Genomic DNA, 22,954 nt, shown 5'->3' with positions numbered 1-22,954 from the left:
GCGCACGAGCGAACCCATTTCGATGCAAGGAGGAAACCATGAACGTGGCGATCAAGCCCGTGGCCGTCGCCGCTGCCGGGACGACGCGCCGGATCCGGCTCGCCGTCCCGCTCGCGATCCGGCGGCGGATCCGGGCCCGGGGCGACTCGGACGCGGGGATGACCACCGCGGAGTACGCGGTCGGAACGCTCGGGGCCTGCGCCCTGGCGGCCGGGCTGTACAAGGTGGCGACGAGCACGGCCGTGCTCGAAGCGCTGGCCGGTGCCCTGGACCGGGCGCTCCATGCGACCTGACCGGCGGCTGCGGCTGCGGCTGCGGCTTCGGCAGCAGTGGCGGTTGCCGCGGCGACGGCGGCGCGGCGACAACGGCTTCGTCACCGCCGAGACCGCCGTCGCACTGCCGGCGCTGGTGCTGCTGGGCGTGCTGCTGGTCTGGGCGGTGCTCGCGGCGGCCGCCCAGCTCCGCTGCGTCGACGCGGCACGGGTGGGCGCCAGGGCGGCCGCGCGCGGGGAGGCGGACGCCGCCGGGGTGGCACGGGCGGCCGCGCCCGCCGGCGCGGCGGTCCTGGTCGACCTCGCGCCGGACACCGTCCGGGTCACCGTGGACGCGCCGTACGGGGCACCGGGGCGGTTCGCGGAGGTGCTCGCGGTACGGCTGAGCGCCACCGCCGTCGCGGCCCGGGAGGACACCCTGCGAGGAGCGGAGGGAGGTTCGGGCCCGTGAGCGGACCGAGGAACCGTGCGCGGTCGGCGCCGCGCCGGGCCGACACCGGGTCGGCGACGGTCTGGCTGCTGGCCTGCGCCCTGCTCGGCTGCCTAACGTGCACCGCCGGGCTCTCGGTGGGCGCGGTGGTCGGCGCCCGCCACCGGGCGGAGTCCGCCGCGGACCTGGCGGCGCTCGCGGCGGCCGACCGGCTGCTGCTGGACGCGGACGGGGGCTGCGCCCGGGCCGAGGCGGTGGCCGCCGCGCAGGAGGCCGCCGTGGTCTCCTGCGCGGTGGACCGGGCGGCGGACGCCGTCGAGGTGGTGGCGCGGGTGCCCGTCGCCGGACTGCCGCTGCGCCTGGCGGTGGGGCCGGCCCGGGCGCGGGCCAGGGCCGGACCGGTCAGGGCGCCGGTGGAGCCGGCGGACGAGGACGCGCGGGCCGCACTCGGTGAGGGCGGGCCGGACGAGTGGAACGGGGGCGGCTCATGAAGCTCCCGGCCCGCTCCCGTCGGTGGGTCGGTCGGTCGTCCGTCCGGCCTCCCGCTCCACCGCCCGGGCCGCCGCCTCGGCGCCGTCGGCCGCCTCGGCTGCCGCCTGGGCCGCCTCCGTCGGGTCCGGTACGTGCGTGGGCGCCACCCGCCCGTCGCGCCCGTCCCGCTCGTCCGGTCCGGCCTGCCCGTCCCGCCCGTGCCGCCCGTGCCGCCCGTCCGGTCCGTCCTGAGCGGCTTCCCGGTCCCGGCCGGTCTCTTCGGCGGCCGCGTGAGCGCCGGCGAGCAGCACGTCCAGCAGCCGGACGGCGGCCGCCTTGTCCAGCGGGTCGTTGCCGTTGCCGCACTTCGGTGACTGCACGCAGGAGGGGCAGCCGCGCTCGCACTCGCAGGCGGCGATCGCCTCCCGGGTGGCGGTCAGCCACCGTACGGCCCGCTGGAAGCCGCGTTCGGCGAAGCCCGCCCCGCCGGGGTGGCCGTCGTAGACGAACACGGTGGGCAGCCCGGTGTCGGGGTGCAGCGGCACCGAGACACCGCCGATGTCCCAGCGGTCGCAGGTGGCGAACAGCGGGAGCAGGCCGATCGAGGCGTGCTCCGCGGCGTGGGCGGCGCCGGGCAGCTGGTCGGGCGGGATGTCCGCGTCGAGAAGCTGGTCCTCGGTGACCGACCACCACACGGCCCGGGTGCGCAGGGTCCGGGGCGGCAGGTCGAGCTTGCTCTCGCCCATGATCTCGCCGGTGGAGATCCGTTTGCGGAGGTAGCCGACCACCTGGTTGACCACCTCCACCGAACCGAAACTGAGCCGGCCCTCGCCCCAGTCGACGGTGGTGTCGGTCGAGAGCACGGAGATGGAGGTGATGTCCCGGGCGGAGGTCGTGTAGGGCGGATCGGCGAGCTCGACCAGGGCGACCGAGCTGTCCAGGTCGAAGTCCCGGACGAGGTAGCTGCGGCCCTGGTGGAGGTGGACGGCCCCGGTGTGCACGGTGGTGTGGGCGGCGGAGGCGTCCACGGTGCCGAGCAGCCGGCCGGTCGGCGCCTCGACGATCTGCACCGGGCTGCCGCCGCTGCCCCGCAGGTCGACGGCGTCGGCGGCCCGCTCGCGGCGGGTCCAGTACCAGGCGTCGCCGCGCCGGCGGAGCAGTCCGCGCCGCTCCAGCACCGGCAGCAGCGGCGCGGCCGAGGGGCCGAACAGCTCCAGGTCCGGATCGGTGAGCGGCAGCTCGGCGGCCGCCGCGCACAGGTGCGGGGCGAGTACGTGCGGGTTGTCCGGGTCGAGCACGGTGGCCTCGACCGGGGTGGCGAACAGCGCCTCCGGGTGGTGCACCAGGTAGGTGTCCAGCGGGTCGTCCCGGGCGATCAGCACGGCGAGCGCGCCCTGGGCCTCGCGTCCGGCCCGGCCGGCCTGCTGCCAGAGCGAGGCCCGGGTGCCCGGGTAGCCGGCCATCAGGACGGCGTCCAGGCCGGAGATGTCCACGCCGAGTTCGAGGGCGGAGGTGGAGGCGAGGCCGAGCAGCCGGCCGGAGTGCAGCGAGCGTTCCAGGGCCCGGCGCTCGTCGGCGAGGTAGCCGCCGCGGTAGGCGGCGACCCGGTCGGCGAGCGGGCGGGGGAGCTGGTCCTGGGTCTGCAGGGCGACGAGTTCGGCGGCGCGCCGGGAGCGCACGAAGACGACGGTCCGGGTCTCCCGTTCGACCAGGTCGGTCAGCAGGTGGGCGGCCTCGGCGGTGGCGGTCCGGCGGACCGGCGCGCCGTGCTCGCCGACGTTCTCGGTGAGCGGCGGCTCCCAGAGCCCGAAGACCATCGGGCCGCGCGGGGAGCCGTCCTCGGTGACCGCCTCGGCGGGCAGTCCGGTGAGGCGCTGGGCGGTGACGGCCGGGTCGGCGGTGGTGGCGGAGGCGAGCAGGAAGACGGGAGAGGAGCCGTAGCGGGCACAGATCCGCCGCAGCCGGCGCAGCACCTGGGCCACGTGCGAGCCGAAGACGCCGCGGTAGCCGTGGCACTCGTCGACCACGACGTAGCGCAGGGTCTTGAGGAAGGAGGACCAGCGGGCGTGCGCGGGCAGGATGCCCCGGTGCAGCATGTCCGGATTGGTGAGCACGTACGAGGCGTACTGGCGGACCCACTCGCGTTCCTCGGGCGGGGTGTCGCCGTCGTAGAGCGCGGCCCGGACGCGGGGCGGGGCGAGTTCCGCGGCCCGGCGGCGCTGGTCGGCGGCGAGCGCCTTGGTCGGGGCGAGGTAGAGCGCGGTGGCGCCCCGGCCGTTGCGCGCCTCGGTGCCGACCAGCAGGTCGGAGAGCACCGGGCCCAGGTAGCCGAGCGACTTGCCCGAGGCGGTCCCTGTGGCGATCACCACAGATTGGCCGGATTTGGCCAGATTCATCGCTTCCGCCTGGTGAGCCCACGGCTGCCGGACGCCCATGGCCTGGGCGGACGCCACGACCTCCGGCCGGATCCAGTCGGGCCACGGCGCATAGCGGGCGGGCCGGGCGGGAAGGTGCTCCGTATGGGTGAGCCGGTCCGACCGCCCTCGGGTGGCGGACAGGGTCGTGAGCAGAGCCTCGGGCGGGCTGTGACGCGGCGGCATGAGGACCCAGTGTGTCACCGGCGTGACGGAGAATCGTCCTAAGCCATCGTGCGGGCATGGTCGCAGGTGGTTGAATGTGGCCGTGACGGCCGTACGGCCGGGGGTCGCAGCGCCGAGGCTTGCCACGCACTGGCTGGGTGTGCCCGGAGTTCGCGACCATGCGGTGGCGGCCGTCCGGCCGAGGATCGCAATGACGTAGCAAGGCAAGGTGCTGGAGGTTCCGTGGACCTGTCCCTGTCGACCCGTACAGTCGGCGATCGCACGGTCGTCGAGGTTGGCGGCGAGATCGATGTGTACACCGCCCCCAAGCTGCGCGAGCAGCTGGTCGAGCTCGTCAACGACGGCAGCTACCACCTCGTCGTCGACATGGAGGGCGTGGACTTCCTGGACTCCACCGGCCTCGGCGTGCTGGTGGGCGGTCTGAAGCGGGTGCGTGCCCACGAGGGCTCGCTGCGCCTGGTGTGCAACCAGGAGCGCATTCTGAAGATCTTCCGGATCACCGGTCTGACCAAGGTCTTCCCGATCCACAACTCGGTGGACGACGCGGTCCAGGCGACCGACTGATCCGCAGGACCGACTGACCCGGCCGGGTCGGCCCCAGGTGGCCGGCCCGCCCGATCCCTATGCGTCCGGGCGCCGGGGCCGCGTGCCCCGGCCCGTCCGGCCGCCCCAGGGCCGGTCGACGCCGGCCCGCAGGGGCCGCGAGCCCGGCCCCGGTCGGAGCACCCCGAGGGGGAAGACATGGCAACCGTCGAACTTCGATTCAGCGCGCTTCCCGAGCACGTGCGCACGGCCCGGCTGGTGGCCGCGGCAGTCGCCAGGAGGGCCGGGGTCGACGAGTCGGTGCTCGACGAGGTGCGGCTCGCCGTCGGCGAGGCGTGCTCCCGCGCGGTCGGTCTGCACCGGCGCGGGGACGTCAAGGGCGCGGTGCGCGTCGCACTGATCGACCAGAAGAAGCGTTTCCTCATCGAGGTCGAGGACGAGGCCGGTCTCGACACCGTCCCGACCGCCGCGTCGGCGGACGGCGGCGAGCCGGACGAGGACGCGCTCGGCCTCGCGGTGCTCACCGGCCTGGTCGAGGACCTGGAGGTCACCGCCGGTGTCGGCGGAGGGCTGATCAGGATGAGCTGGCCGGCCTCGGTGGACGCGCTCGCGCACTGAGCGCCGCCTGCCGCCCCGAGCGGCGGCGGCTCGCGGAGGGGGAGCGGGAGCAGGCCCGGGCGGGAACCGGGAGTCGAACGGCGGCCGTGTAGGTTCGCAGTTCGACGACCGAAACCGAAAGGGCTTCTCCCGGTGAACAAGCGACTGCTGGCCGTACCCGCGCTCGGGGCGCTGCTCGCGTTCGGCGCCGTCGGCTGCGGCGACGACAACAGCAAGCAGCTGGAGTCCTGGGCGGCGAACGTGTGCGGCGCGGCCAAGGACCCGATCGCCCAGGCGCAGACCGCGCTGGCGGACACCGCGCAGGTGAAGACCGGCGAGGCGCCGGGCGACCTGCAGAAGCGCCTCTCGGCGGACATCGGCCGGCTGGCCAAGACCAACCAGGACATCGCCGCCGCCATCGACGGGGCCGGCGCCCCCAAGGTGGACGACGGCACGGCCCTGCAGAAGGACACCGTCGCCGAGCTCAACAAGGCGGCCGAGGGCTACCAGGACATCCAGAAGAAGCTGGACGCGCTCACCAGCGACGACCAGTCGAAGTTCGCCGACGGGCTGCGCAGCGTGGGCGACCAGATCCGCCAGCTGTCCACGCTCTCCACGCAGGCGCAGAACAAGCTGCAGCGTGGCGAGCTGGGCGCGGCGATGGCCAAGCAGGAGGGGTGCAAGCCGGGTGCGGCCGCCGCCGCTCCGACGGCCGCGCCGACGGACCAGGCGACCGGAACACCCACGGACGCGCCCTCGGCGGGTGCCACCGACGGCGCGAGCCCGGCGACCGGCGACCCCGCCGCCACCCCGGCGCCGACCACGCCGGCCGCCGCCCCTTCGGCGAGCTGACCGACCGCAGCCGACCAGCCGGATCCGAACCCGGGCCCGAAGCCGGACCCGACGCCGGGCCCGGACCCGCACCCCGCACCCCCTCGGCCCCCGGCCGAGGGGGTCGTCGGCGTGCCGGGGCAAGCGGCCGGGACGGGCGGGCGGGGCGGGTCTCGCGGGGGACAATGGCGGGGTGATCAGTAGCCCCGCTCTCGACCCGACCCGCCTCGCCAAGCTGCGCGAGGCGCTGCTCGCCGCCTCGTACACCGCCGACGGCTGCCTGGACCTGCTCGGGCCCACCGGGTACGCGGCGCTGGCCCGCAGCGAGGCGGTGCCCGCGCTGCGCGCTACCCGCGGCGGCAGCCCGCTGGAGACGCTGGTGCGGCTCTTCCTGCTGCAGCAGCCGGTGCCCTACAAGGCGGCGGCCGCCGCGCTGCCGGTGGAGGACTGCCTGACCGACGGCTGGCTGCGTCCGGACGGCGAGCTGGTGCGCGCCACCGTGGACATCCGCCCGTACGCCAACGAGGTCGCCGGGCTGCCGGATTCGGACGCCTGGGTGGTCTCCGACCTGGGCTGCGCGGTCGGCGGCGCCGGCGGGATCGGCTCCGGGGAGACCGCCCACGGCGTGGCCCGCAAGGACCTGGTGCTCGGAGTGGGCGGCGCGTCCAGCACGCTGGCCAGCATCACCGTGCGCCGGCCGGTCGGCTCGGTGCTGGACCTCGGCTCCGGCTCCGGTGTGCAGGCGCTGCACGCCGCCCGGCACGCCCGGCGGGTGACCGCCACCGACCTCAACGCGCGGGCGCTGCGCTTCACCGAGCTGACCCTGGCGCTGTCCGGCTTCGACAACACCGAGGCCGCCGTCGGCAGCCTCTTCGAGCCGGTGGGGGAGCGGCGGTTCGACCTGATCGTCTCCAACCCGCCGTTCGTGATCTCGCCGGCCGGCCGGTTCACCTACCGCGACGGCGGGATGGCCGGGGACGACCTCTGCCGCAGTCTGGTCCGCTCGGCCGCCGCCCACCTGGAGCCGGGCGGCTACTGCCAGCTGCTCGCGAACTGGCAGCACGTCAGGGGCGAGGACTGGCACGACCGGCTGGCCGGCTGGGTGGCCGGCACCGGCCTGGACGCCTGGATCGTCCAGCGCGAGGTCCAGGACGTGGCGCAGTACGCGGAGCTCTGGCTGCGCGACGGCGGCGACCACCGCGGCCCCGGCGGCGACTACCGGGCCCGCTACGGCGAGTGGCTGGACGCCTTCGAGGCCGGCCGGGTCGAGGGCATCGGCTTCGGCTGGATCACCCTGCGGGCCGGCGGTGCCGAGCAGCCGACCGTCCGGGTGGAGGAGTGGCCGCACCCGGTGGAGCAGCCGCTCGGCCCGCACATCGAGGAGTGGTTCGACCGGCAGGACTTCCTGCGCACGCACGACGACGCGGGCCTGCTGGCGGCGCGGTACGTGCTGGCCGACGAGGTCGTCCAGGAGCAGGTGGGCGCACCGGGGGCGGAGGACCCGGAGCACGTGATCCTGCGGTACCACCGCGGGATGCGCCGGGCGACCACGGTGGACACGGTGGGCGCCGGCTTCGTCGGGGTCTGCGACGGGACCCTGTCGGCGGGCGAGATCGTCGACGCGATCGCCCAGCTGCTGGGCGAGGACCGGGTGGTACTGCGCGACCGGATGCCGGAGTCGCTGCGGCTGCTGACCGAACAGGGGTTCATCCGGCCGGTGGCCTGATCCCCGCCGTCACGATCCCTGCCGTCACGATCCCTGCCGTCACGAACCCCGCAGGCCCGAACCCCACCGGTCGAAGCGCCGGCCCGAGCCCCGCTGGCCCGAGCCCCGCCGGCGCCGGCTGCCCGGGGGCCGGTTCACTTCGAGGCTTCCCCCGGTTCGGCGGCCGTTCGCCGAAAATCCGCCCCTCGTTGGCCGTGGCCTGTGAGGCTCTGTCCACAGGCTGTGGACAGAGCTGGGGGCGGCTGGGGTGGAGACGACGACGGCTACGGCGGGGGGCGTGGTCTTCGCCCTCTTCGGCGGCGCACTCATGCTCTGGTGCGCCGCCGAAGTGCGCCTGCGCCACCGAGTGCGCCGGCGAGGCCGGCCGGCCGTCGCGACCGTGGTCGCCGAGTCCGACGCGCACGGCGAACTCGACAGCGCGCCCCTGCTCTCCTTCGCCACCGAGCCCGTGGCGGTGTCCCCCGGCGTCCCGCTGCCGGCCGTCGAGGCGTGCGAGCTGGTGCTGACCCGGCCACGCGGTCACACCCCGCTGCGCCGCCCGCCCCGGCTCGTCCCCGGGACCTCTGTGCGGATCGCCTACGACCCCCGCCGCCCGGGCCTCGCCGTGCTCGCGCCGGAGGAGACCGGTCCGCGGGCCGTCGTCGCCGACCTGCTGTGGACGGTGCTCGCCCTCGGCTGCCTGGCCGCCGGCGCACTCCTGCTGCTCACCGCCTCCTGACCGGCCCCGCCGCCGCCCGCGGTGGCCGTCCGGCGGCCCCCGCCACCCCCGGCCGCGGCCGGGATCCGGGGGCGGATATTCCGTTGACAGATTTTGAAATCCGTCATTCCATCCTTCGAAACCCGCCGAAGCCCCCCTCCGCAGGGCGCGATCCGTCGCCGTCGGGTTACCGTTCGAGTGGCGTCGGTCGGCCTTGCCGGTGAAATTGCGGGATCCGTCCGTTTGACAAGGGTGGCCGGGGTACGGTCACACTCCGCTGGTGGGGTCGTCGTACAGCGGCAGCCCCGGGACGGTGGAGGGGTCGGGCGGAGCGCAGCCCGTGCTGCCAGCGCCGACCAGCTCACGTAACGACCGGGAGAGAAGAGCGAAGGTGTCCCCGAGCAGCGAGACCGCGCACGGACAGCGACTCGTCATTGTCGAGTCGCCGGCCAAGGCGAAGACGATCAAGGGCTACCTGGGCCCCGGCTACATCGTCGAGGCGAGCGTCGGGCACATTCGCGACCTCCCGAGCACGGCCGCCGAGGTCCCGGACAAGTACACCGGCGAGGTGCGCCGGCTCGGTGTGGACGTGGACCACGACTTCGCCCCGATCTACGTGGTCAACGCGGACAAGAAGTCCCAGGTCAGCAAGTTGAAGTCGCTGCTCGCGGAGTCCGACGAGCTCTTCCTCGCCACCGATGAGGACCGCGAGGGCGAGGCCATCGCGTGGCACCTCCAGCAGGTGCTCAAGCCCAAGGTGCCGGTGCACCGCATGGTGTTCCACGAGATCACCAAGTCGGCCATCCAGGAGGCGGTGGCCAACCCGCGCGAGCTGAACCAGCGTCTGGTCGACGCCCAGGAGACCCGCCGCATCCTCGACCGCCTGTACGGCTTCGAGGTCTCGCCGGTGCTCTGGAAGAAGGTCATGCCGAAGCTGTCGGCCGGCCGCGTGCAGTCGGTCGCGACCCGGCTGGTCGTCGAGCGCGAGCGCGAGCGGATGGCGTTCCGTTCGGCCTCGTACTGGGACCTGGTCGGCACCTTCGGCACCGGCCGCACCCCGGCCGACGCCGCCAACCCGGAGAGCTTCGGCGCCCGGCTGATCGCCGTCGACGGCAAGCGGATCGCCAGCGGCCGCGACTTCGGCCAGGACGGCCGGCTCAAGGCGGGCAGCGCCAACACCCTGCACCTGGACGAGCAGGCCGCCCGCGCGCTGGCCGCCGCCCTGGAGCAGACCGCGTTCTCGGTGCGCGGCGTCGAGTCCAAGCCCTACCGCCGCTCGCCGTACGCGCCGTTCCGCACCACCACGCTCCAGCAGGAGGCCAGCCGCAAGCTGGGCTTCGGCGCCAAGCGGACCATGCAGGTGGCCCAGAAGCTGTACGAGAACGGCTTCATCACCTATATGCGCACCGACTCGACCACGCTGTCGGACACCGCCGTCGCCGCCGCCCGCGCGCAGGTCACCCAGCTGTACGGCGCCGACTACCTGCCGGACGCGCCGCGCACCTACGCCTCCAAGGTGAAGAACGCGCAGGAGGCGCACGAGGCGGTCCGGCCGTCCGGCGACCGCTTCCGCACCCCCGCCGAGACCGGCCTGAGCGGTGACGACTTCAGGCTCTACGAGCTGATCTGGATGCGCACCGTCGCCTCCCAGATGAAGGACGCGGTCGGCCAGTCGGTCACCGTCAAGGTGGGCGGCCGGGCCGCCGACGGCCGGGACGTCGAGTTCTCCGCCTCCGGCAAGATCATCACCTTCCACGGCTTCCTCAAGGCCTACGTCGAGGGCGCCGACGACCCGAACGCCGAGCTGGACGACCGCGAGCGCCGGCTGCCGCAGGTCACCGAGGGCGACCCGCTGGCCGCCGAGCAGATCACCCCCGAGGGCCACGCCACCAAGCCGCCGGCCCGCTACACCGAGGCCTCGCTGGTCAAGGAGCTGGAGGACCGGGAGATCGGCCGCCCCTCCACCTACGCCTCGATCATCGACACCATCATCGGCCGCCGCTACGTCTTCAAGAAGGGGACGGCGCTGGTGCCGTCGTTCCTCTCCTTCGCCGTGGTCAACCTGCTGGAGAAGCACTTCGGCCGGCTGGTCGACTACGACTTCACCGCGAAGATGGAGGACGACCTCGACCGGATCGCGGCCGGCGAGGCGCAGTCCGTGCCGTGGCTGAAGCGCTTCTACTTCGGCGAGGGCGAGGGCACGGCCGCGGGCGGCGCCGCCGAGGCCGGCAACGGCGACGGCGACCACCTGGGCGGCCTGAAGGAACTGGTCACCGACCTCGGCGCGATCGACGCCCGGGAGATCAGCTCGTTCCGGGTCAGCGACGACATCACCCTGCGGGTCGGCCGCTACGGCCCGTACGTGGAGCGCGCCTCCGAGGTCGAGGGCGAGCCCGGCCAGCGCGCCGACATCCCGGAGGAGCTGCCGCCGGACGAGCTGACCGTCGAGCTGGCCGAGGAGCTGCTGGCCCGCCCCAGCGGCGACTACGAGCTGGGCCCGGACCCGGTCAGCGGCAACACGCTCGTCGCCAAGGACGGCCGCTACGGCCCGTACGTCACCGAGATCCTGCCCGAGGGCACGCCCAAGACCGGCAAGAACGCCGTCAAGCCGCGCACCGCCTCGCTGTTCAAGACGATGGCGCTGGACACCGTCACGCTGGACGACGCGCTGAAGCTGCTCTCGCTGCCGCGCGTGGTCGGCGTGGACGCGGAGGGCGTGGAGATCACCGCGCAGAACGGCCGCTACGGCCCGTACCTGAAGCGCGGCACCGACTCCCGCTCGCTCACCAGCGAGGACCAGCTGTTCACGGTCACGCTGGAGGAGGCGCTGGCGATCTACGCCCAGCCCAAGCAGCGCGGCCGGGCCGCCGCCGCGCCGCCGCTCAAGGAGCTGGGCACCGACCCGGTCAGCGAGCGCCCGGTGGTGGTCAAGGACGGCCGGTTCGGGCCGTACGTGACCGACGGTGAGACCAACGCCACGCTCCGCAAGGACGACGCGGTCGAGACCATCACCCCCGAGCGCGGTTACGAGCTGCTCGCCGAGAAGCGGGCGCGCGGGCCGGTGAAGAAGACGGCGAAGAAGGCCCCGGCGAAGAAGGCGGCGGCCAAGAAGACCGCGACCAAGACCGCCGCCAAGAAGACCACCGCGGCGGCCAAGACGGCGGCGAAGAAGACCACCACCGTGAAGAAGGCCGCCACCAAGACGGCGGCGGCCAAGAAGACCGCGGCGAGCAAGACCACCGCCACCGACGAGGGCTGACCCCCGGTCGGTCGCATCCGGGCCCGTGTCCGCCCCGGCGGCGCGGGCCCGAACCGTTCACCGGTCCGCCCCGGCGGACCCGGGGCCCGGGCGTGACAGGGGCGTACGCGGACCGTCACAACCCGGTGGCGGAGCCCTCCCGGAGCCGCGCTCCCCTCTTTTGCGCCATGCCCCGACCGCTACGCTGACCGTATGACGAGCGAGGAGCAGCCCACCCCCAGCGCCGCGGCGGCCGCCGGCACCGGCACGCCCGACCGGCCGGAGACCGCGCCCGCGGGAACCGCCGGCGAGCGGATCCGGGCGCTGCTGCGGCTGCGCCCCTACCGGCGGCTGTGGACCACCCAGCTGATCGGCGGCACCGCCGACCGGCTCGGTCTGCTGGTGCTGCTCGTGCTCACCGTGATCGCCGCCGTGCTCGGCGGGTCCTTCGGTGACCCGCCGCGCAGCCTGCCGCTCGCCGTCGCCGCCGTCCTCGCCACCCGGTTGGCCGCCACCGGACTGGTCGGCGCCGCGCTGCTCGGCCCGGTGCACGGACTGCTCAGCGGGAAGCTCGACCGGCGCTGGACGCTGTTCGGCGCCGACGCGGCCCGCGCCGTGCTGATCGGCGTCGCCCCCTGGTGGATCGTCTGGCTGGGCTCCGGCCCGAAGCCCTCCGGGGCCGCGACCTGGGTGCTGCTCGCCACCGTCTTCCTGACCGGCGCCGCCGAACGGGTCTGGGCGATCGCCAAGGCCGCCGCCGTCCCCGCGCTGCTGCCGCCCGCCGACCCGTACGCCGCGGCCGCCGAGCAGCGCCCGTCCGCCGCCAACCTGGCCACCGTGCGGACGCTGGACCACCGCACCGGCTGGGCCACCGTGCCGCTCGGCGCCGCCGCGCTGATCGCGCTCACCCTGCTCAACAACGTCTGCGCGGCGCTCGGCTCGGACTGGCTGCGCGCCCACCAGACCACCTTCGCCGCCCTCGGCGCGGCCGCCCTGTTCGCCGTCTCGGCGGCCCGGGTCCACCTCCAGGAGCTGCCCGGCGGCCCCGTCCGGGTGCCGCCGGTCTCGCCGCTGCGGGGCCTGCGCGCTCCCACCGACGCCGCTCCCGGCCCGGCCCTGGCCAAGGGCCGCACCGGCTGCGCCCCCTACTTCACCTTCGCGGTCTGCGCCGGGTACGCCACGATGGCCGGCGTCGCCGCGCTGGCCCTGCTGACCGCCGCCGAGCACCGCGCCGGGCCGATCGGCTACGGCCTGCTGGTGCTGGCCGCCACCGGCGTGCCCGCGCTCGGCGTCCGGATCACCCGGGCCGTGCTGCCCTCGCTCTCCCGCCGCCGGCTGCTCGCGCTCGCCCTGCTCACCGAGGGCGTCGCGCTGATCCTGGCCGGCCTGGTGCTGGACTTCGTGCTCGTCCTGCTGCTCACCGTGCTGGCCGCGCTGGCCGCCGGCGTGGTGATCTCCACCGGCCGAGCCCTGCTCGCCCAGGAGGTCGAGGAGGTCCGGCTGCCGCAGGTCACCGAGCACCTGCACGCGGTGCTGCGGGCCGTGGTCGGCGCCGCGCTGGTCGGCGTCCCGCTGATCGCCGCCGCCTACGGGGACGTCGAGTACGGCACGGTCGAGCCCGGCTCGTTCACCTTCATCCACGGCGGCGCGGCCCTCGCGATCGCCACCGCCGGACTGCTCACCCTGGTGCTGGCCGCCGTCGTGCTGCTGCGCACCGACGACCGGCGCGGCACCGTGCCGTTCGGCCGGGACCTGGTCGACGCCGTGCGCGGCGCCACCGGCCCCGCCCCGCACCGGGCGGGCACCGGCTTCTTCATCGCCCTGGAGGGCGGCGACGGCGCCGGCAAGTCCACCCAGGCCCAGGCGCTCGCCGAGTGGATCCGCGGCAAGGGCCACGAGGTCGTGCTCACCCGCGAGCCCGGCGGCAGCCCGGTCGGCCAGCGGCTGCGCGGCCTCGTCCTGGACGTCGGCAACACCGGCCTCTCGCACCGCGCCGAGGCCCTGATCTACGCGGCCGACCGGGCCGAGCACGTCGAGAACGTGATCCGTCCGGCGCTGGCCCGCGGCGCGGTGGTCATCACCGACCGGTACATGGACTCGTCGATCGCCTACCAGGGCGCCGGCCGCGACCTGGCCGCCACCGAGGTCGCCCGGATCTCGCGCTGGGCGACCGGCGGGCTGCTGCCCGACCTGACCGTCGTCCTGGACGTCGACCCGACCCGGGCCCGCGAGCGGTTCACCGAGGCGCTGGACCGGCTGGAGTCCGAGCCGACCGAGTTCCACCAGCGGGTGCGCTCCGGCTTCCTGGCGCTCGCCGCCGCCGATCCGGCGCGCTACCTGGTCGTCGACGGCAGCCAGGCCCCCGGTGTCGTCACCACCGCGATCCGCCACCGGCTCGACCGCGAGCTGCCGCTCTCCGAGCAGGAGAAGGCCGCCCGCGCCGAGCAGGAGCGGAAGGCGGCCGAGGAGGCGCGGCGCCGGGCCGAGGAGGAGGCCCGCAAGCGCGCCGAGGAGGAGGCCGCCGAGCGCAAGCGCCAGGAGGTGCTGGCGCAGCTGCGGGCCGAGCAGGCGGAGAAGGAGCGGCTGGCCAAGGAGGAGGCCGAGCGGGTCGCCGCCGAGGCCGCGCGCAAGGCCGCCGAGGAGGCGCGGAAGAAGGCCGAGGAGGAGGCCCGCAAGCGCGCCGAGGAGGAGGCGAAGCGGCGCGCCGAGGAGGAGGCCCGCCGGGCCGCCGAGGAGGCCGAGCGCAAGCGGCTGGCGGAGGAGGAGGCCGCCCGGGCGGAGCTCCAGCGGCAGCGTGAGCTGGCCCGCGAGGAGCAGCGCCGCCGGGCGGAGGAGGCGCTGCAGCGGGCCGAGGAGGCCCGGCTGGCGCAGGCGGCCGCGCTCGCGGCGGCTGCTGCCGCGGCGGCCGAGGCGGCGGAGCGCGCGGGTGCGTCCGGTGCCACCGGTGCCGGTGCCGGCGCGGGCTCGCCGGACGACGCGGCGACCACCGAGCTGCGGGCGGTGCGGGACACCGGCCCGGCGGACCGCCCGGGCGGCGGTGACGAGGCGACCCAGGAGCTCGCGCTGCGCGGCCCGGGCGCCGGCCCCGGTTCCGCCGGTGCGGCGGACCTCACGGCGACGGCGAAGCTGCCGGTCGTGCCCGGCACGCCGGCGGAGCGGACCGGCGCGGCGGCGGACGAGACGGCCGTGCTGCCCAGGATCCCGGCGGAGGACGCCGACCGGACGGCGGTGCTGCCCCGGATCGAGCCGGACGCGCCCGTGGACCGGACGCCCCCGCACCTGTGGCGCGACGAGCGGCCGGGCACCGGGGCCCGCCCGGCGGCCCGCCCTGCGGAGCGTCCGGCCGAGCGTCCGGTGGACAGCACCCGCGAGATGCCGGTGATCGACCCGCAGCAGCCGCCCGCCGCCGAGCCCCGGCCGAGGCCGGACTGGGCGGAGGAGACCCCGATGGACGACCTGCCGAGCCTCACCGACACCCTGCTCGGCTCCCGCGAGGAGTGGGACCGCTGGGGACCGGAGGACCGGCCCGCCGGTGGCAACGGCGGCAACGGCGGTCGCGGCGGCGCTCCGGACCAGAGCGAGGACGGCGGCAAGGGCAAGGGCCGCCGCTGGGGCCGCCGGAGCTGATCGGCCGCAGGGCGACGAGGGGCCCGTCCGGCCGGGCGCAGCTGTCGCGACGGGCCCGGTGGTGTCGTGGCGGCCACGTATGCTCGACGGCGGGAACGGGAGAGCCGGCCGGGCCGGTACGCCCGACGGGTCCCGCACCCCGCCTCCGCCCGTACGGGCGGGGCGGCAGGTCCGTAGCGAGCTTGGGAGCAGCAGTGGCCGTCTGGGACGACCTGGTGGGCCAGGATCGGGTGGTCGAGCAGCTGACCGCCGCCGCCCGGGCGGCCGGGGCGATCATCGGCGCCGGGCGCGGCGCCGAGCCGGCGGCGGGCGCCAACGCCTCGCTGATGACCCACGCCTGGCTGTTCACCGGTCCGCCCGGAGCCGGCCAGACCACCGCCGCCCGGGCCTTCGCCGCCGCGCTCCAGTGCACCAGCCCCGACCTCGCGCTCGGCGGCACGCCCGGCTGCGGCTTCTGCGACGGCTGCCACACCGTCCTCGCGGGCAGCCACGCCGACGTGAAGTACGTGCGCACCGACGGCCTGTCCATCGGCGTCGGCGACATGCGCGACCTCGTCCTGCGCGCCTCCAGCTACCCCACCGGCGGCCGCTGGTCGGTGATCCTGGTCGACGCCGCCCACCGGCTCACCGAGGCCGCCGCCAACGCGCTGCTCAAGGGCGTGGAGGAACCGTCCCCGCGCACCGTCTGGCTGCTGTGCGCCCCCTCGGTGCAGGACGTGCTGCCGACCATCCGCTCCCGCTGCCGCCTGCTGGTGCTGCGCACCCCGGCCGCCGACGCGGTCGCCGACATGCTGGTGCGCCGCGACGGCGTCGAGCCGCACACCGCCCGGCTCGCCGCGCTGGCCGGCCAGGGCGACGTCGAGCGCGCGCGCCGGCTGGCGGTCGACGAGCAGGCCCGGACCCGCCGCACCGACGTGCTGCGCATCCCGCTGGAGGTCGGCGACATCGGCGGCTGCCTGGCCGCCGCCCAGCGTCTGGTCGACACCGCCAAGGCCGACGCCGAGGCGCTCGCCGAGACCCAGGACGCCAAGGAGACCGACGACCTCAGGGCCGCGTACGGCGCGGCCGAGGGCACCAAGGCGCCGCGCGGCATGGCCGGAGCGGTCAAGGAACTGGAGAAGCGGCAGAAGAGCCGGGCCACCCGGACCCGCCGGGAGACCCTCGGCGTCGCCCTGCTCGACCTGCTCGGCTTCTACCGGGACGTGCTCGCGCTCCAGCTCGGCTCGACCGGCGCGCTGGCCAACGAGGACCAGCGGCAGGCGCTGGACCGGGTCGCCCAGGCCGGTCCGCCGGAGTCCACGCTGCGCCGGATCGAGGCGGTGCTCGCCTGCCGGCAGGCGCTGGACCGCAACGTCGACCCGCTGCTCGCCGTCGAGGCGATGACGGTGGCGCTGCGCGCGGGCTGAGCCGCGCGGGCGGTGCGCCGAGGGGCGCCGGTCCGGCCCCCGCCCGCATGTGGCCGTCCCACCTTCGAGTGAACGTGCGTTACGCGCCGGGCACACGCGTGTGCGAGCCCCGATCGTCTTGCACGCTGGGGCCGACAGCGCCCCACCGCTTCGGGGCCGTCGCGTCCCGTACGGTGCCGGGCCCGCACGGTCGGCCGGCCCTCCTGCGAGGTGGTGCGTCCCATGGTCCGTTCGCTCCTGATCATCCCGCTGCTGGCCGCCGCCGGGGGCGGCGTCTGGTTGGCACGCGGCGCGTTGCTGCGCTGGCGCGACCTGAGGGCCGCCGAGACGTACGAGCTGGCCGGGGAGCAGCGGCCGATGCTGCTGCGGGCGGCCGGGGCGATGGTCTGCGGGGTCTGCGTCACCGTGCTGACCCTGCTCACGGCGCTGGGCACGTTCGGCGCGCTGAGCGGCGGCGGGGCGGACGCGTCGATCGGGTCGGCCGGGTCGCTCCCGGACGGGTTCGACGACCGGTTCGGCGACCGGTTCGACGACGGGCAGGCCGGTGCGGGCGGGGGCCGGCAGGCCGCTCCGCCGGTCGACCCCGCCGCGGCCCCCGCGGCGGGGGCCGCCCCGGCCGCCGTGCCGGCCGTGCCGACGCCGTCACCGGTGCCGGTGGTCAGCCGGTTCGACAGCGTCGGCCACCCGGGCGGCGGCGAGCTGCTGCAGTCCGCCGTGCCCGGTCCGGACGGCCATCCGCGCAACGTCCGGGTCTGGCTGCCGGCCCAGTACGCCAAGGACCCGAACGCCCGCTTCCCGGTCGTCGTGATGCAGGCCGCCACCCCCCGGAAGACCGCCGACGCCGAGGTGCCGGACGTCTTCGAGGGCCTGGCCTCCGCCGTGCAGAGCGCCAAGGGCAAGCCGTTCATCCTGGTCGCCCCCGAGGCCCCGAACGGCACCGCCCACCCCTGCGAGCTGGTCGCCGCCGCCCCGATGGCCGTCGCCGACGACGCCGCGCTGCGCACCACCATCGCGGCCACCTTCCGCACCCTGCCGCCCGGTCCGGCGGGCTGGGGCACGCTCGGCGTCGAGGACGGCGCGCCCTGCGCCGCGGCCGCCGGCCTCGCCCGCCCCGATCTGTACGGCGCGGCGGCGGCCGTCTCCGGCCGGTACGACGCGGCCGCGCTCGCCCGCACCGGTGCCGAGGCGCCCGCGACCGGGACCCCGAGGCTGCTGCTCGCCGCCGGCAAGGCCGACACCGCCGGGCTGGACGCCGCCCGCAAGCTGCAGGCGGCGCTGCGCGGCGGCACCGGCGCGGCCGCCCGCGCGGAGGTGCGGATCTCCGACAACGCGACGGACTACTCGGCGGAGCGGATCCGGCTGCGGCTGGTCCGGCAGGCGGCGCAGTTCCTCGGCGAGGCGCTCGGCAAGGCGTCCTGAGGCCGTCGGCGCGCGGCACTACGCTTCCGGTACCGGTACCCCGGGTGGCAGTGGGGCCACCGGGAGTGAACGGCTGAGGGGATGCCAGATGCGGGCCGACAGGCGGCAGGACGCACCGGCGCGGCTGGGCGCGGGGCGCGGGCGGCGTGGCGGGCGGGTGGCGGCGGCCGCGTGGGCGGCGGCCGCCGGGCTGCTCGTGGGCGGCTGCTCGGCCGCCACGCCGTCGGGCCCCCCGTCCCCGTCCCTGTCCGCGTCCCCGTCCGCGGCTGCATCCGGGGCCGGGGCGGCGCCTGGGGCGGCGTCCGGTCCGGCGGTCACCCCGTTGGAGTCGCTGCCCGCCGCCGTGCCGCCCGGGCTCGCGCCCTACTACGGGCAGCGGCTCGCCTGGCAGCCCTGCGACGACGGCTACGAGTGCACCACCTTCCGGGTGCCGCTGGACTACGAGCACCCGGCGGACGGCGACCTCACCCTGGCCGCCGTCCGCGCCCCGGCCGTCCCCACCGGGGCCGCGGGCTCCGAGGGATCCGGTGGATCCGACGGCCGCCTCGGCTCCCTGCTGCTCAACCCCGGCGGCCCCGGCGGCTCGGCCGTCGAGTACGTCGAGGGCGCGGCCCGCGCGTACGACCCCGCGGTGCGCGCCCGGTACGACCTGGTCGGCCTGGACCCGCGCGGAGTCGGCCGCAGTTCCCCGGTCACCTGCCTGAGCGGCGAGCGGATGGACGCGTACACCGCCGTCGACATCACCCCCGACGACCGGGCCGAGGTCGACGCCCTGGTGACCGCCGCCAAGGAGTTCGCCGAGGGCTGCCGCGAGCGTTCCGGCGCCCGGCTCGGCCACCTGAGCACCGTCGAGGCGGCACGCGACCTGGACGTGCTGCGCGCCCTGCTCGGCGACGAGCGGCTCAACTACGTCGGCAAGTCCTACGGCACCTTCCTCGGCGCGACCTACGCGGGCCTGTTCCCCGGCCGCGCCGGCCGGATGGTGCTCGACGGCGCGATGGACCCGTCGCTCGACTCGCTGGCCGGCAACCGCACCCAGGCGGGCGGCTTCGAGACCGCCTGGACCGCCTTCGCCCGGGACTGCGCCACCCACGAGGACTGCCCGCTCGGCCGCACCGAGCAGCAGGTGGGCGAGCAGCTCACCGCCCTGTTCGCGGCGGTCGACGCGAAGCCCCTGCCCACCACCGACGGCGCCCGCCGGCTCACCGAGGCGCAGGCGACCACCGGCGTCATCCAGGCCATGTACGCGGACTTCCTCTGGCCCCGGCTGCGCACCGCGCTCGCCGACGCCCGGGCCGGCGACGGCACCGGCCTGCTCGGGCTCTCCGACGACTACTACGGCCGTGGGCCGGACGGCTCCTACCCCAACCTGATGTCCGCCAACATGGCGGTGAACTGCCTCGACCTGCCCGCGCCGTTCACGGGCCCCGACGACGCCGCGCGGGCGGTGCCGGAGTTCGAGCGGACCTCGCCCCGGTTCGGCCGGGACATGGCCTGGATGGCGCTGACCTGCACCTACTGGCCGGTGCGGGCCACCGGCACGCCGCACACCGTCCGGGCCGCCGGAGCCACCCCGATCGTGGTCGTCGGCACCACCCGGGACCCGGCCACCCCGTACGCGTGGGCGCAGGCACTGGCCGGGCAGCTGGAGTCCGGCCGGCTGCTGACGTACGACGGGGACGGCCACACCGCGTACGGCCGCCACGACGCCTGCGTGGACGGCGCGGTCAACCGCTACCTGCTGGCCGGCGAGGCACCGGAGAACGGGAAGCGCTGCGGGCACTGAGCAGGCACCCGGTACGACGTTAGGATGAGCGCCCCCTCATCGCTCTCCAGCCCCCACCGGAGCCCACCGTGCTCGGAGTCAACGACCTGGCGACCTACGTCCTCGGCGCCCTCGTCATCGTCCTCCTCCCCGGCCCCAACTCCCTCTACGTGCTGTCCGTCGCCGCCCGCAAGGGCGTCCGCACCGGCTACCGCGCCGCCGCCGGCGTCTTCGTCGGCGACTTCACGCTCATCAGCCTGACCGCCCTGGGCGCCGCCTCCCTCCTGGAGGCCAACCCGGCGGTCTTCGCGGTGGTGAAGTTCGGCGGCGCCGCCTACCTGCTCTGGATCGGCATCGGCATGCTGCGGGCCGCCCGCCAGCTCTGGCGCGAACACCGCGCCGGCGCCGAGGCCCTCGCCGCGGCGGCCGCCGCCGACCCCGCCGAGTCCACCGAACGCCCGTTCCGCCGCGCCCTGGTGATCAGCCTGCTGAACCCCAAGGCCATACTTTTCCTCTTGTCCTTCTTCACCCAGTTCGTGGACCCCTCCTACGGCAGCCCGGTGCTCTCCTTCGCCCTCCTCGGCGGCATCCTGCAGACCTTCAGCTTCCTCTACCTCTCCCTGCTGATCTTCGCGGGCACCTCCCTCGCCTCCGCCTTCCGCCGCCGCAAGCGCCTCTCCGCCGGCCTCACCAGCGGCGTCGCCGCCCTCTTCGCCGGCTTCGCCGCCAAGCTCGCCGTCTCCTCCGCCTGACCCCCCACCCGGGTATCCCGTTACGGATCACCCGCGAACCTGTGTAGACTGGCCCGCGTTGCCAGGACTTCCGGCAACGGCGCCGCCTTAGCTCAGTTGGCCAGAGCAACGCACTCGTAATGCGTAGGTCGCGGGTTCGAATCCCGCAGGCGGCTCAGGAAAGGCCCAGGTCATATAGCCCATGACCTGGGCCTTTTGCCATTCCTTGACGTGTGATCAGGCGTCAGCGACGCGCCACAAGATCGCTTGCGTGAGCGATGCGTGAGCGCCGGTGTTGATCTTGGGTTAGCCCTTGGCCTTCTTGGCCTTGGTCTTCGCCTTCTTCGCGGCCTTCCGCTTGGCCTTCTCGGCTTCGGCCGCGGCCTTGGCGCGAGTCTCGGCCTCGGTCTTCCGCTGGAGGGGAACGAGCCTCGCGGCGGCTTCGGCCGCGCCCTTGGCGATCTCGGGCAGGACGCTGGTGTAGGTGTCCGACGTGATCTTGATGGAGGAGTGGCCGAGCATCTCGGACACCACCTTCATGTCGACCCCGCCGGCGAGGGCGAGCGTGGCCGCGCCGTGGCGGAGGTCGTGCAGGCGGATCGGCGGCAGCCCGGATGCGGCGATCAGTCGCGCGAACATCTCGGTGACCTTGCCGGGGTGGAGCCAGGACCCGTCCTCGTTGGTGAAGACCCGGCCGGTGTTCTTCCAAGCCGCTCCCCAGTCGTCCCGTTCCTTCTGCTGGCGCTCGCGGTGGCGCCGCAGGACGGCCACCGTGTCGTCGTCCAGCGCCACGGTCCGGAAGCTCCCGTCGGTCTTGGGGTCGGACTCCTCGACCTCCCAGCCGTCCTGCACGAGCTGGGTCGTCACGGTCAGCGAGTTGGCGTCGAGGTTGGTCTCGGACCACAGCTGCCCGCACGCCTCGCCTCGGCGAAGACCGCGGAAGGCGATCACGTGCCACATCGCGTACAGGCGGTCGTCAGCGACGAAATCGAGGAACGCGCCAGTCTGCTGTGGCGTCCAGACCATCACGGGGGAGGGCTTCACACCGGTCTCCCGCCACTGCGTGACCCGCTCGGGTGTCCACACCAGACCCTTCGGCTTGGTCGCCGGGTCGAGCTTGACGTGGGCGGCCGGGTTGAGGGTGATCAGGCCCTCGGGGATCGCGGCGTTCAGGGCGGTCCGGAGCGTGGCCCGGATGCGCTGGCGGGTGGCCGCGCCGGTTGTCCGCCGGAAGGGCGGCATCTCGGCGAGTTCGGTGCGCAGAGCCTTGCGGCGGGCGCGGTTCTCCACGCCCTTGATCGGCACCGTGGCGAGCTCGGCCTTCAGCGCGTGCCGCAGGGCGTTGTTCTCGAGGATCTCCTCGTTGGCGTCGGCGATGGCCGTGAACATCTCGGCGAGCGTGCTCACCCGCAGCCGGTCGACGCGGATGTGCCCGATGCGGGGCTTGAGGTGGATCCGGACGTCACACTCGTAGCGGGTGATGCCGGACTTGCGGATCTTCTTGCCGGCCAGCCAGGTGTCGAGCCACTCGCCCACGGTGACGCGAGAGGAGAGGTCCTGACCGGCCTTCAGGCGGTTGCGGGTCTCCTCGATGTCGGGCAGCTGAGCCTTCTCATCGGCGACCTTCACGAGGAGCTCGGCGACCAGGGCCAGGTCGTCCGGATCCTCCTTGCCGAGGGCGAGCAGGCCGCGAACGTGGTCGAGGTCGGCCTGAGCTTCCTTGAGCGTCTCGTAGCCGGCGCGGTTGAACGAACGGCGCGTGCCGTCCTCGGCGTTGGGCAGCTCCTGGCGTATGGAGTAGGAGCCGTGCTTGCGGCTGCCAGCCTTCGGGCACGCCTTGCCGAGCGGCTTCCCGGTCTCGGCGTCGCGGCAGTAGCAGCGGTGGTAGGTGGAACCCTTCATTCGTCCTCCAGGTCGAAATCGGTGTTGAGCGGGGGGAGTTCGGCGTTCAGGAACTTGAGGCTCGGCGCGAGGTCGGGTACCTCGCAGCCCGTCTCGCGCATTCTTGCTCTGACGGGCTGAAGCCGAAGGCGGACGGCATCGATGAAAGCGGTGCGCTTCTCCTCTGACCCGGGTGGCCAGTTCTCCCGGTCGAAGTTGAATTCCAGCTGGAACGCGTCGTGATGTTCGCGCTGCAGCTCCTGCCAGATTCGGGCGTGCTCGCGGAGGAGGTAGAGATCGAATGTTCCGGGTGAGTGCGGGTGCTCTCCGGTGAAGCGGCTGAAGGCCGACCAGCGGCCGATGTCCTTCCCGGGCAGGTAGTTGACATGGCCGCCGAGGGCAGGTGAGAAGACCAGGTCGGCGGGTGCGACGTCCAGGGCCTCGGCTACCACGATGAGCTCCGGAATCGTGATCGTCTTTCGCCGGCCGGACTCCCAGTTCGCGATCACGTTCCTGGGCACCTCGTGGCCCAGACGCCGGGTCTCGTCGGCCAGCTCCTGCGCGGTCATTTCCAGGTCTTTCCTTGTACGGGTGATCGCTTCGATCACGTCCTTGGTGATCTGGTCGTGCCAGTCGAGCACGTCCTCGTCGTCGGCGGACCAGTCTGCGTAGCGGCCGTGTGTCATATCGACACAATAGCTACTGCCAAGCTCTTATCCG

The 22,954-nt window shown here is 74.9% G+C and carries 17 protein-coding genes and 1 tRNA gene; 15 read left to right on the top strand and 3 right to left on the bottom strand.

Translation table 11 applies throughout. The features are described from left to right. Nucleotides 1–38 precede the first annotated feature (38 nt). From ABT093_RS01265 to ABT093_RS01255, 3 genes are read left to right on the top strand one after another with little or no spacing between them, the layout of a single operon-like run. On the top strand, nt 39–293 hold the full coding sequence (locus ABT093_RS01265) for a DUF4244 domain-containing protein (RefSeq protein ID WP_350558536.1): 255 nt from the start codon (nt 39–41) through the stop codon (nt 291–293). Continuing rightward, nucleotides 283–723 carry a TadE family type IV pilus minor pilin gene (locus ABT093_RS01260; protein WP_350558533.1) on the top strand — a complete coding sequence of 147 codons (441 nt, stop codon included), beginning with the start codon at nt 283–285 and terminating at the stop codon, nt 721–723. Before ABT093_RS01265 ends, ABT093_RS01260 begins: the two co-directional genes overlap by 11 nt. After that, nucleotides 720–1,193, top strand: a complete 474-nt coding sequence (locus tag ABT093_RS01255) for an Rv3654c family TadE-like protein (protein WP_350558530.1) — start codon at nt 720–722, stop codon at nt 1,191–1,193. The genes ABT093_RS01260 and ABT093_RS01255 overlap by 4 nt, the downstream gene beginning before the upstream one ends. Here the strand turns inward: ABT093_RS01255 and ABT093_RS01250 are convergent. Continuing rightward, complete coding sequence (locus ABT093_RS01250) at nt 1,188–3,773, bottom strand: DEAD/DEAH box helicase (protein ID WP_350558527.1); 2,586 nt, start codon at nt 3,771–3,773, stop codon at nt 1,188–1,190. The genes ABT093_RS01255 and ABT093_RS01250 overlap by 6 nt on opposite strands. A gap of 222 nt (nt 3,774–3,995) precedes the next feature. On the opposite strand from ABT093_RS01250, the gene bldG reads away from it, so the two are divergent. The 12 genes from bldG to ABT093_RS01190 all read left to right on the top strand — a co-directional run bounded on the left by bldG (nt 3,996) and on the right by ABT093_RS01190 (nt 20,529). Continuing rightward, complete coding sequence (bldG, locus tag ABT093_RS01245; protein ID WP_344342978.1) at nt 3,996–4,337, top strand: anti-sigma factor antagonist BldG; 342 nt, start codon at nt 3,996–3,998, stop codon at nt 4,335–4,337. Nucleotides 4,338–4,514: 177 nt separating this feature from the next. Next, nucleotides 4,515–4,934 carry an ATP-binding protein gene (locus ABT093_RS01240; protein WP_350558524.1) on the top strand — a complete coding sequence of 140 codons (420 nt, stop codon included), beginning with the start codon at nt 4,515–4,517 and terminating at the stop codon, nt 4,932–4,934. A gap of 132 nt (nt 4,935–5,066) precedes the next feature. Continuing rightward, a complete protein-coding gene (locus ABT093_RS01235; protein WP_350558521.1) occupies nt 5,067–5,765 on the top strand; it encodes a hypothetical protein in 699 nt (232 codons plus the stop codon). Between the two features lie 172 nt (nt 5,766–5,937). Next, entirely contained in the window at nt 5,938–7,470 is a 1,533-nt protein-coding gene (locus ABT093_RS01230; protein ID WP_350558518.1) for a DUF7059 domain-containing protein, read from the top strand. Between the two features lie 277 nt (nt 7,471–7,747). Next, nucleotides 7,748–8,188 (top strand): DUF3592 domain-containing protein, encoded by a 441-nt coding sequence (locus ABT093_RS01225; RefSeq protein ID WP_350558515.1) that lies wholly within the window; start codon nt 7,748–7,750, stop codon nt 8,186–8,188. Between the two features lie 370 nt (nt 8,189–8,558). After that, nucleotides 8,559–11,426, top strand: a complete 2,868-nt coding sequence (gene topA, locus ABT093_RS01220; protein ID WP_350558512.1) for a type I DNA topoisomerase — start codon at nt 8,559–8,561, stop codon at nt 11,424–11,426. A gap of 192 nt (nt 11,427–11,618) precedes the next feature. Then, complete coding sequence (gene tmk / locus ABT093_RS01215) at nt 11,619–15,032, top strand: dTMP kinase (RefSeq protein WP_350558509.1); 3,414 nt, start codon at nt 11,619–11,621, stop codon at nt 15,030–15,032. Between the two features lie 194 nt (nt 15,033–15,226). Further along, on the top strand, nt 15,227–16,438 hold the full coding sequence (locus tag ABT093_RS01210) for a DNA polymerase III subunit delta' (RefSeq protein WP_350558506.1): 1,212 nt from the start codon (nt 15,227–15,229) through the stop codon (nt 16,436–16,438). Nucleotides 16,439–16,660: 222 nt separating this feature from the next. Further along, entirely contained in the window at nt 16,661–17,857 is a 1,197-nt protein-coding gene (locus ABT093_RS01205; protein WP_350558503.1) for an alpha/beta hydrolase, read from the top strand. A gap of 88 nt (nt 17,858–17,945) precedes the next feature. Next, nucleotides 17,946–19,643, top strand: a complete 1,698-nt coding sequence (locus tag ABT093_RS01200) for an alpha/beta hydrolase (protein ID WP_502884096.1) — start codon at nt 17,946–17,948, stop codon at nt 19,641–19,643. Nucleotides 19,644–19,711: 68 nt separating this feature from the next. Next, a complete protein-coding gene (gene leuE, locus ABT093_RS01195; protein WP_350558500.1) occupies nt 19,712–20,374 on the top strand; it encodes a leucine efflux protein LeuE in 663 nt (220 codons plus the stop codon). Between the two features lie 81 nt (nt 20,375–20,455). Next, nucleotides 20,456–20,529, top strand: a tRNA-Thr gene (locus ABT093_RS01190). A gap of 130 nt (nt 20,530–20,659) precedes the next feature. Here ABT093_RS01190 and ABT093_RS01185 read toward each other — a convergent pair. Both ABT093_RS01185 and ABT093_RS01180 read right to left on the bottom strand, forming a co-directional pair. Next, entirely contained in the window at nt 20,660–22,255 is a 1,596-nt protein-coding gene (locus tag ABT093_RS01185; protein ID WP_350558497.1) for a tyrosine-type recombinase/integrase, read from the bottom strand. Then, the gene (locus tag ABT093_RS01180) at nt 22,252–22,920 is read right to left on the bottom strand and encodes a helix-turn-helix domain-containing protein (RefSeq protein ID WP_350558494.1); all 669 of its coding nucleotides are present in this window, start codon (nt 22,918–22,920) and stop codon (nt 22,252–22,254) included. The genes ABT093_RS01185 and ABT093_RS01180 overlap by 4 nt, the downstream gene beginning before the upstream one ends. Nucleotides 22,921–22,954: the final 34 nt, after the last annotated feature.

Origin of the sequence: Kitasatospora sp. NPDC002551 (assembly GCF_040296005.1) — a bacterium.
GTDB lineage: Bacteria > Actinomycetota > Actinomycetes > Streptomycetales > Streptomycetaceae > Kitasatospora.
Note: the sequence above shows the minus strand (reverse complement) of the source record. Positions and strands in the feature narration are given on the sequence as shown.

Excerpts from the sequence above, each read along its gene's own strand:
- ABT093_RS01265 (WP_350558536.1), top strand. The coding sequence starts at position 39 with ATGAACGTGGCGATCAAGCCCGTGGCCGTCGCCGCTGCCGGGACGACG.
- ABT093_RS01260 (WP_350558533.1), top strand. The coding sequence starts at position 283 with ATGCGACCTGACCGGCGGCTGCGGCTGCGGCTGCGGCTTCGGCAGCAG.
- ABT093_RS01250 (WP_350558527.1), bottom strand. The coding sequence starts at position 3,773 with ATGCCGCCGCGTCACAGCCCGCCCGAGGCTCTGCTCACGACCCTGTCC.
- ABT093_RS01240 (WP_350558524.1), top strand. The coding sequence starts at position 4,515 with ATGGCAACCGTCGAACTTCGATTCAGCGCGCTTCCCGAGCACGTGCGC.
- tmk (WP_350558509.1), top strand. The coding sequence starts at position 11,619 with ATGACGAGCGAGGAGCAGCCCACCCCCAGCGCCGCGGCGGCCGCCGGC.
- ABT093_RS01205 (WP_350558503.1), top strand. The coding sequence starts at position 16,661 with ATGGTCCGTTCGCTCCTGATCATCCCGCTGCTGGCCGCCGCCGGGGGC.
- ABT093_RS01200 (WP_502884096.1), top strand. The coding sequence starts at position 17,946 with ATGCGGGCCGACAGGCGGCAGGACGCACCGGCGCGGCTGGGCGCGGGG.
- ABT093_RS01185 (WP_350558497.1), bottom strand. The coding sequence starts at position 22,255 with ATGAAGGGTTCCACCTACCACCGCTGCTACTGCCGCGACGCCGAGACC.
- ABT093_RS01180 (WP_350558494.1), bottom strand. The coding sequence starts at position 22,920 with ATGACACACGGCCGCTACGCAGACTGGTCCGCCGACGACGAGGACGTG.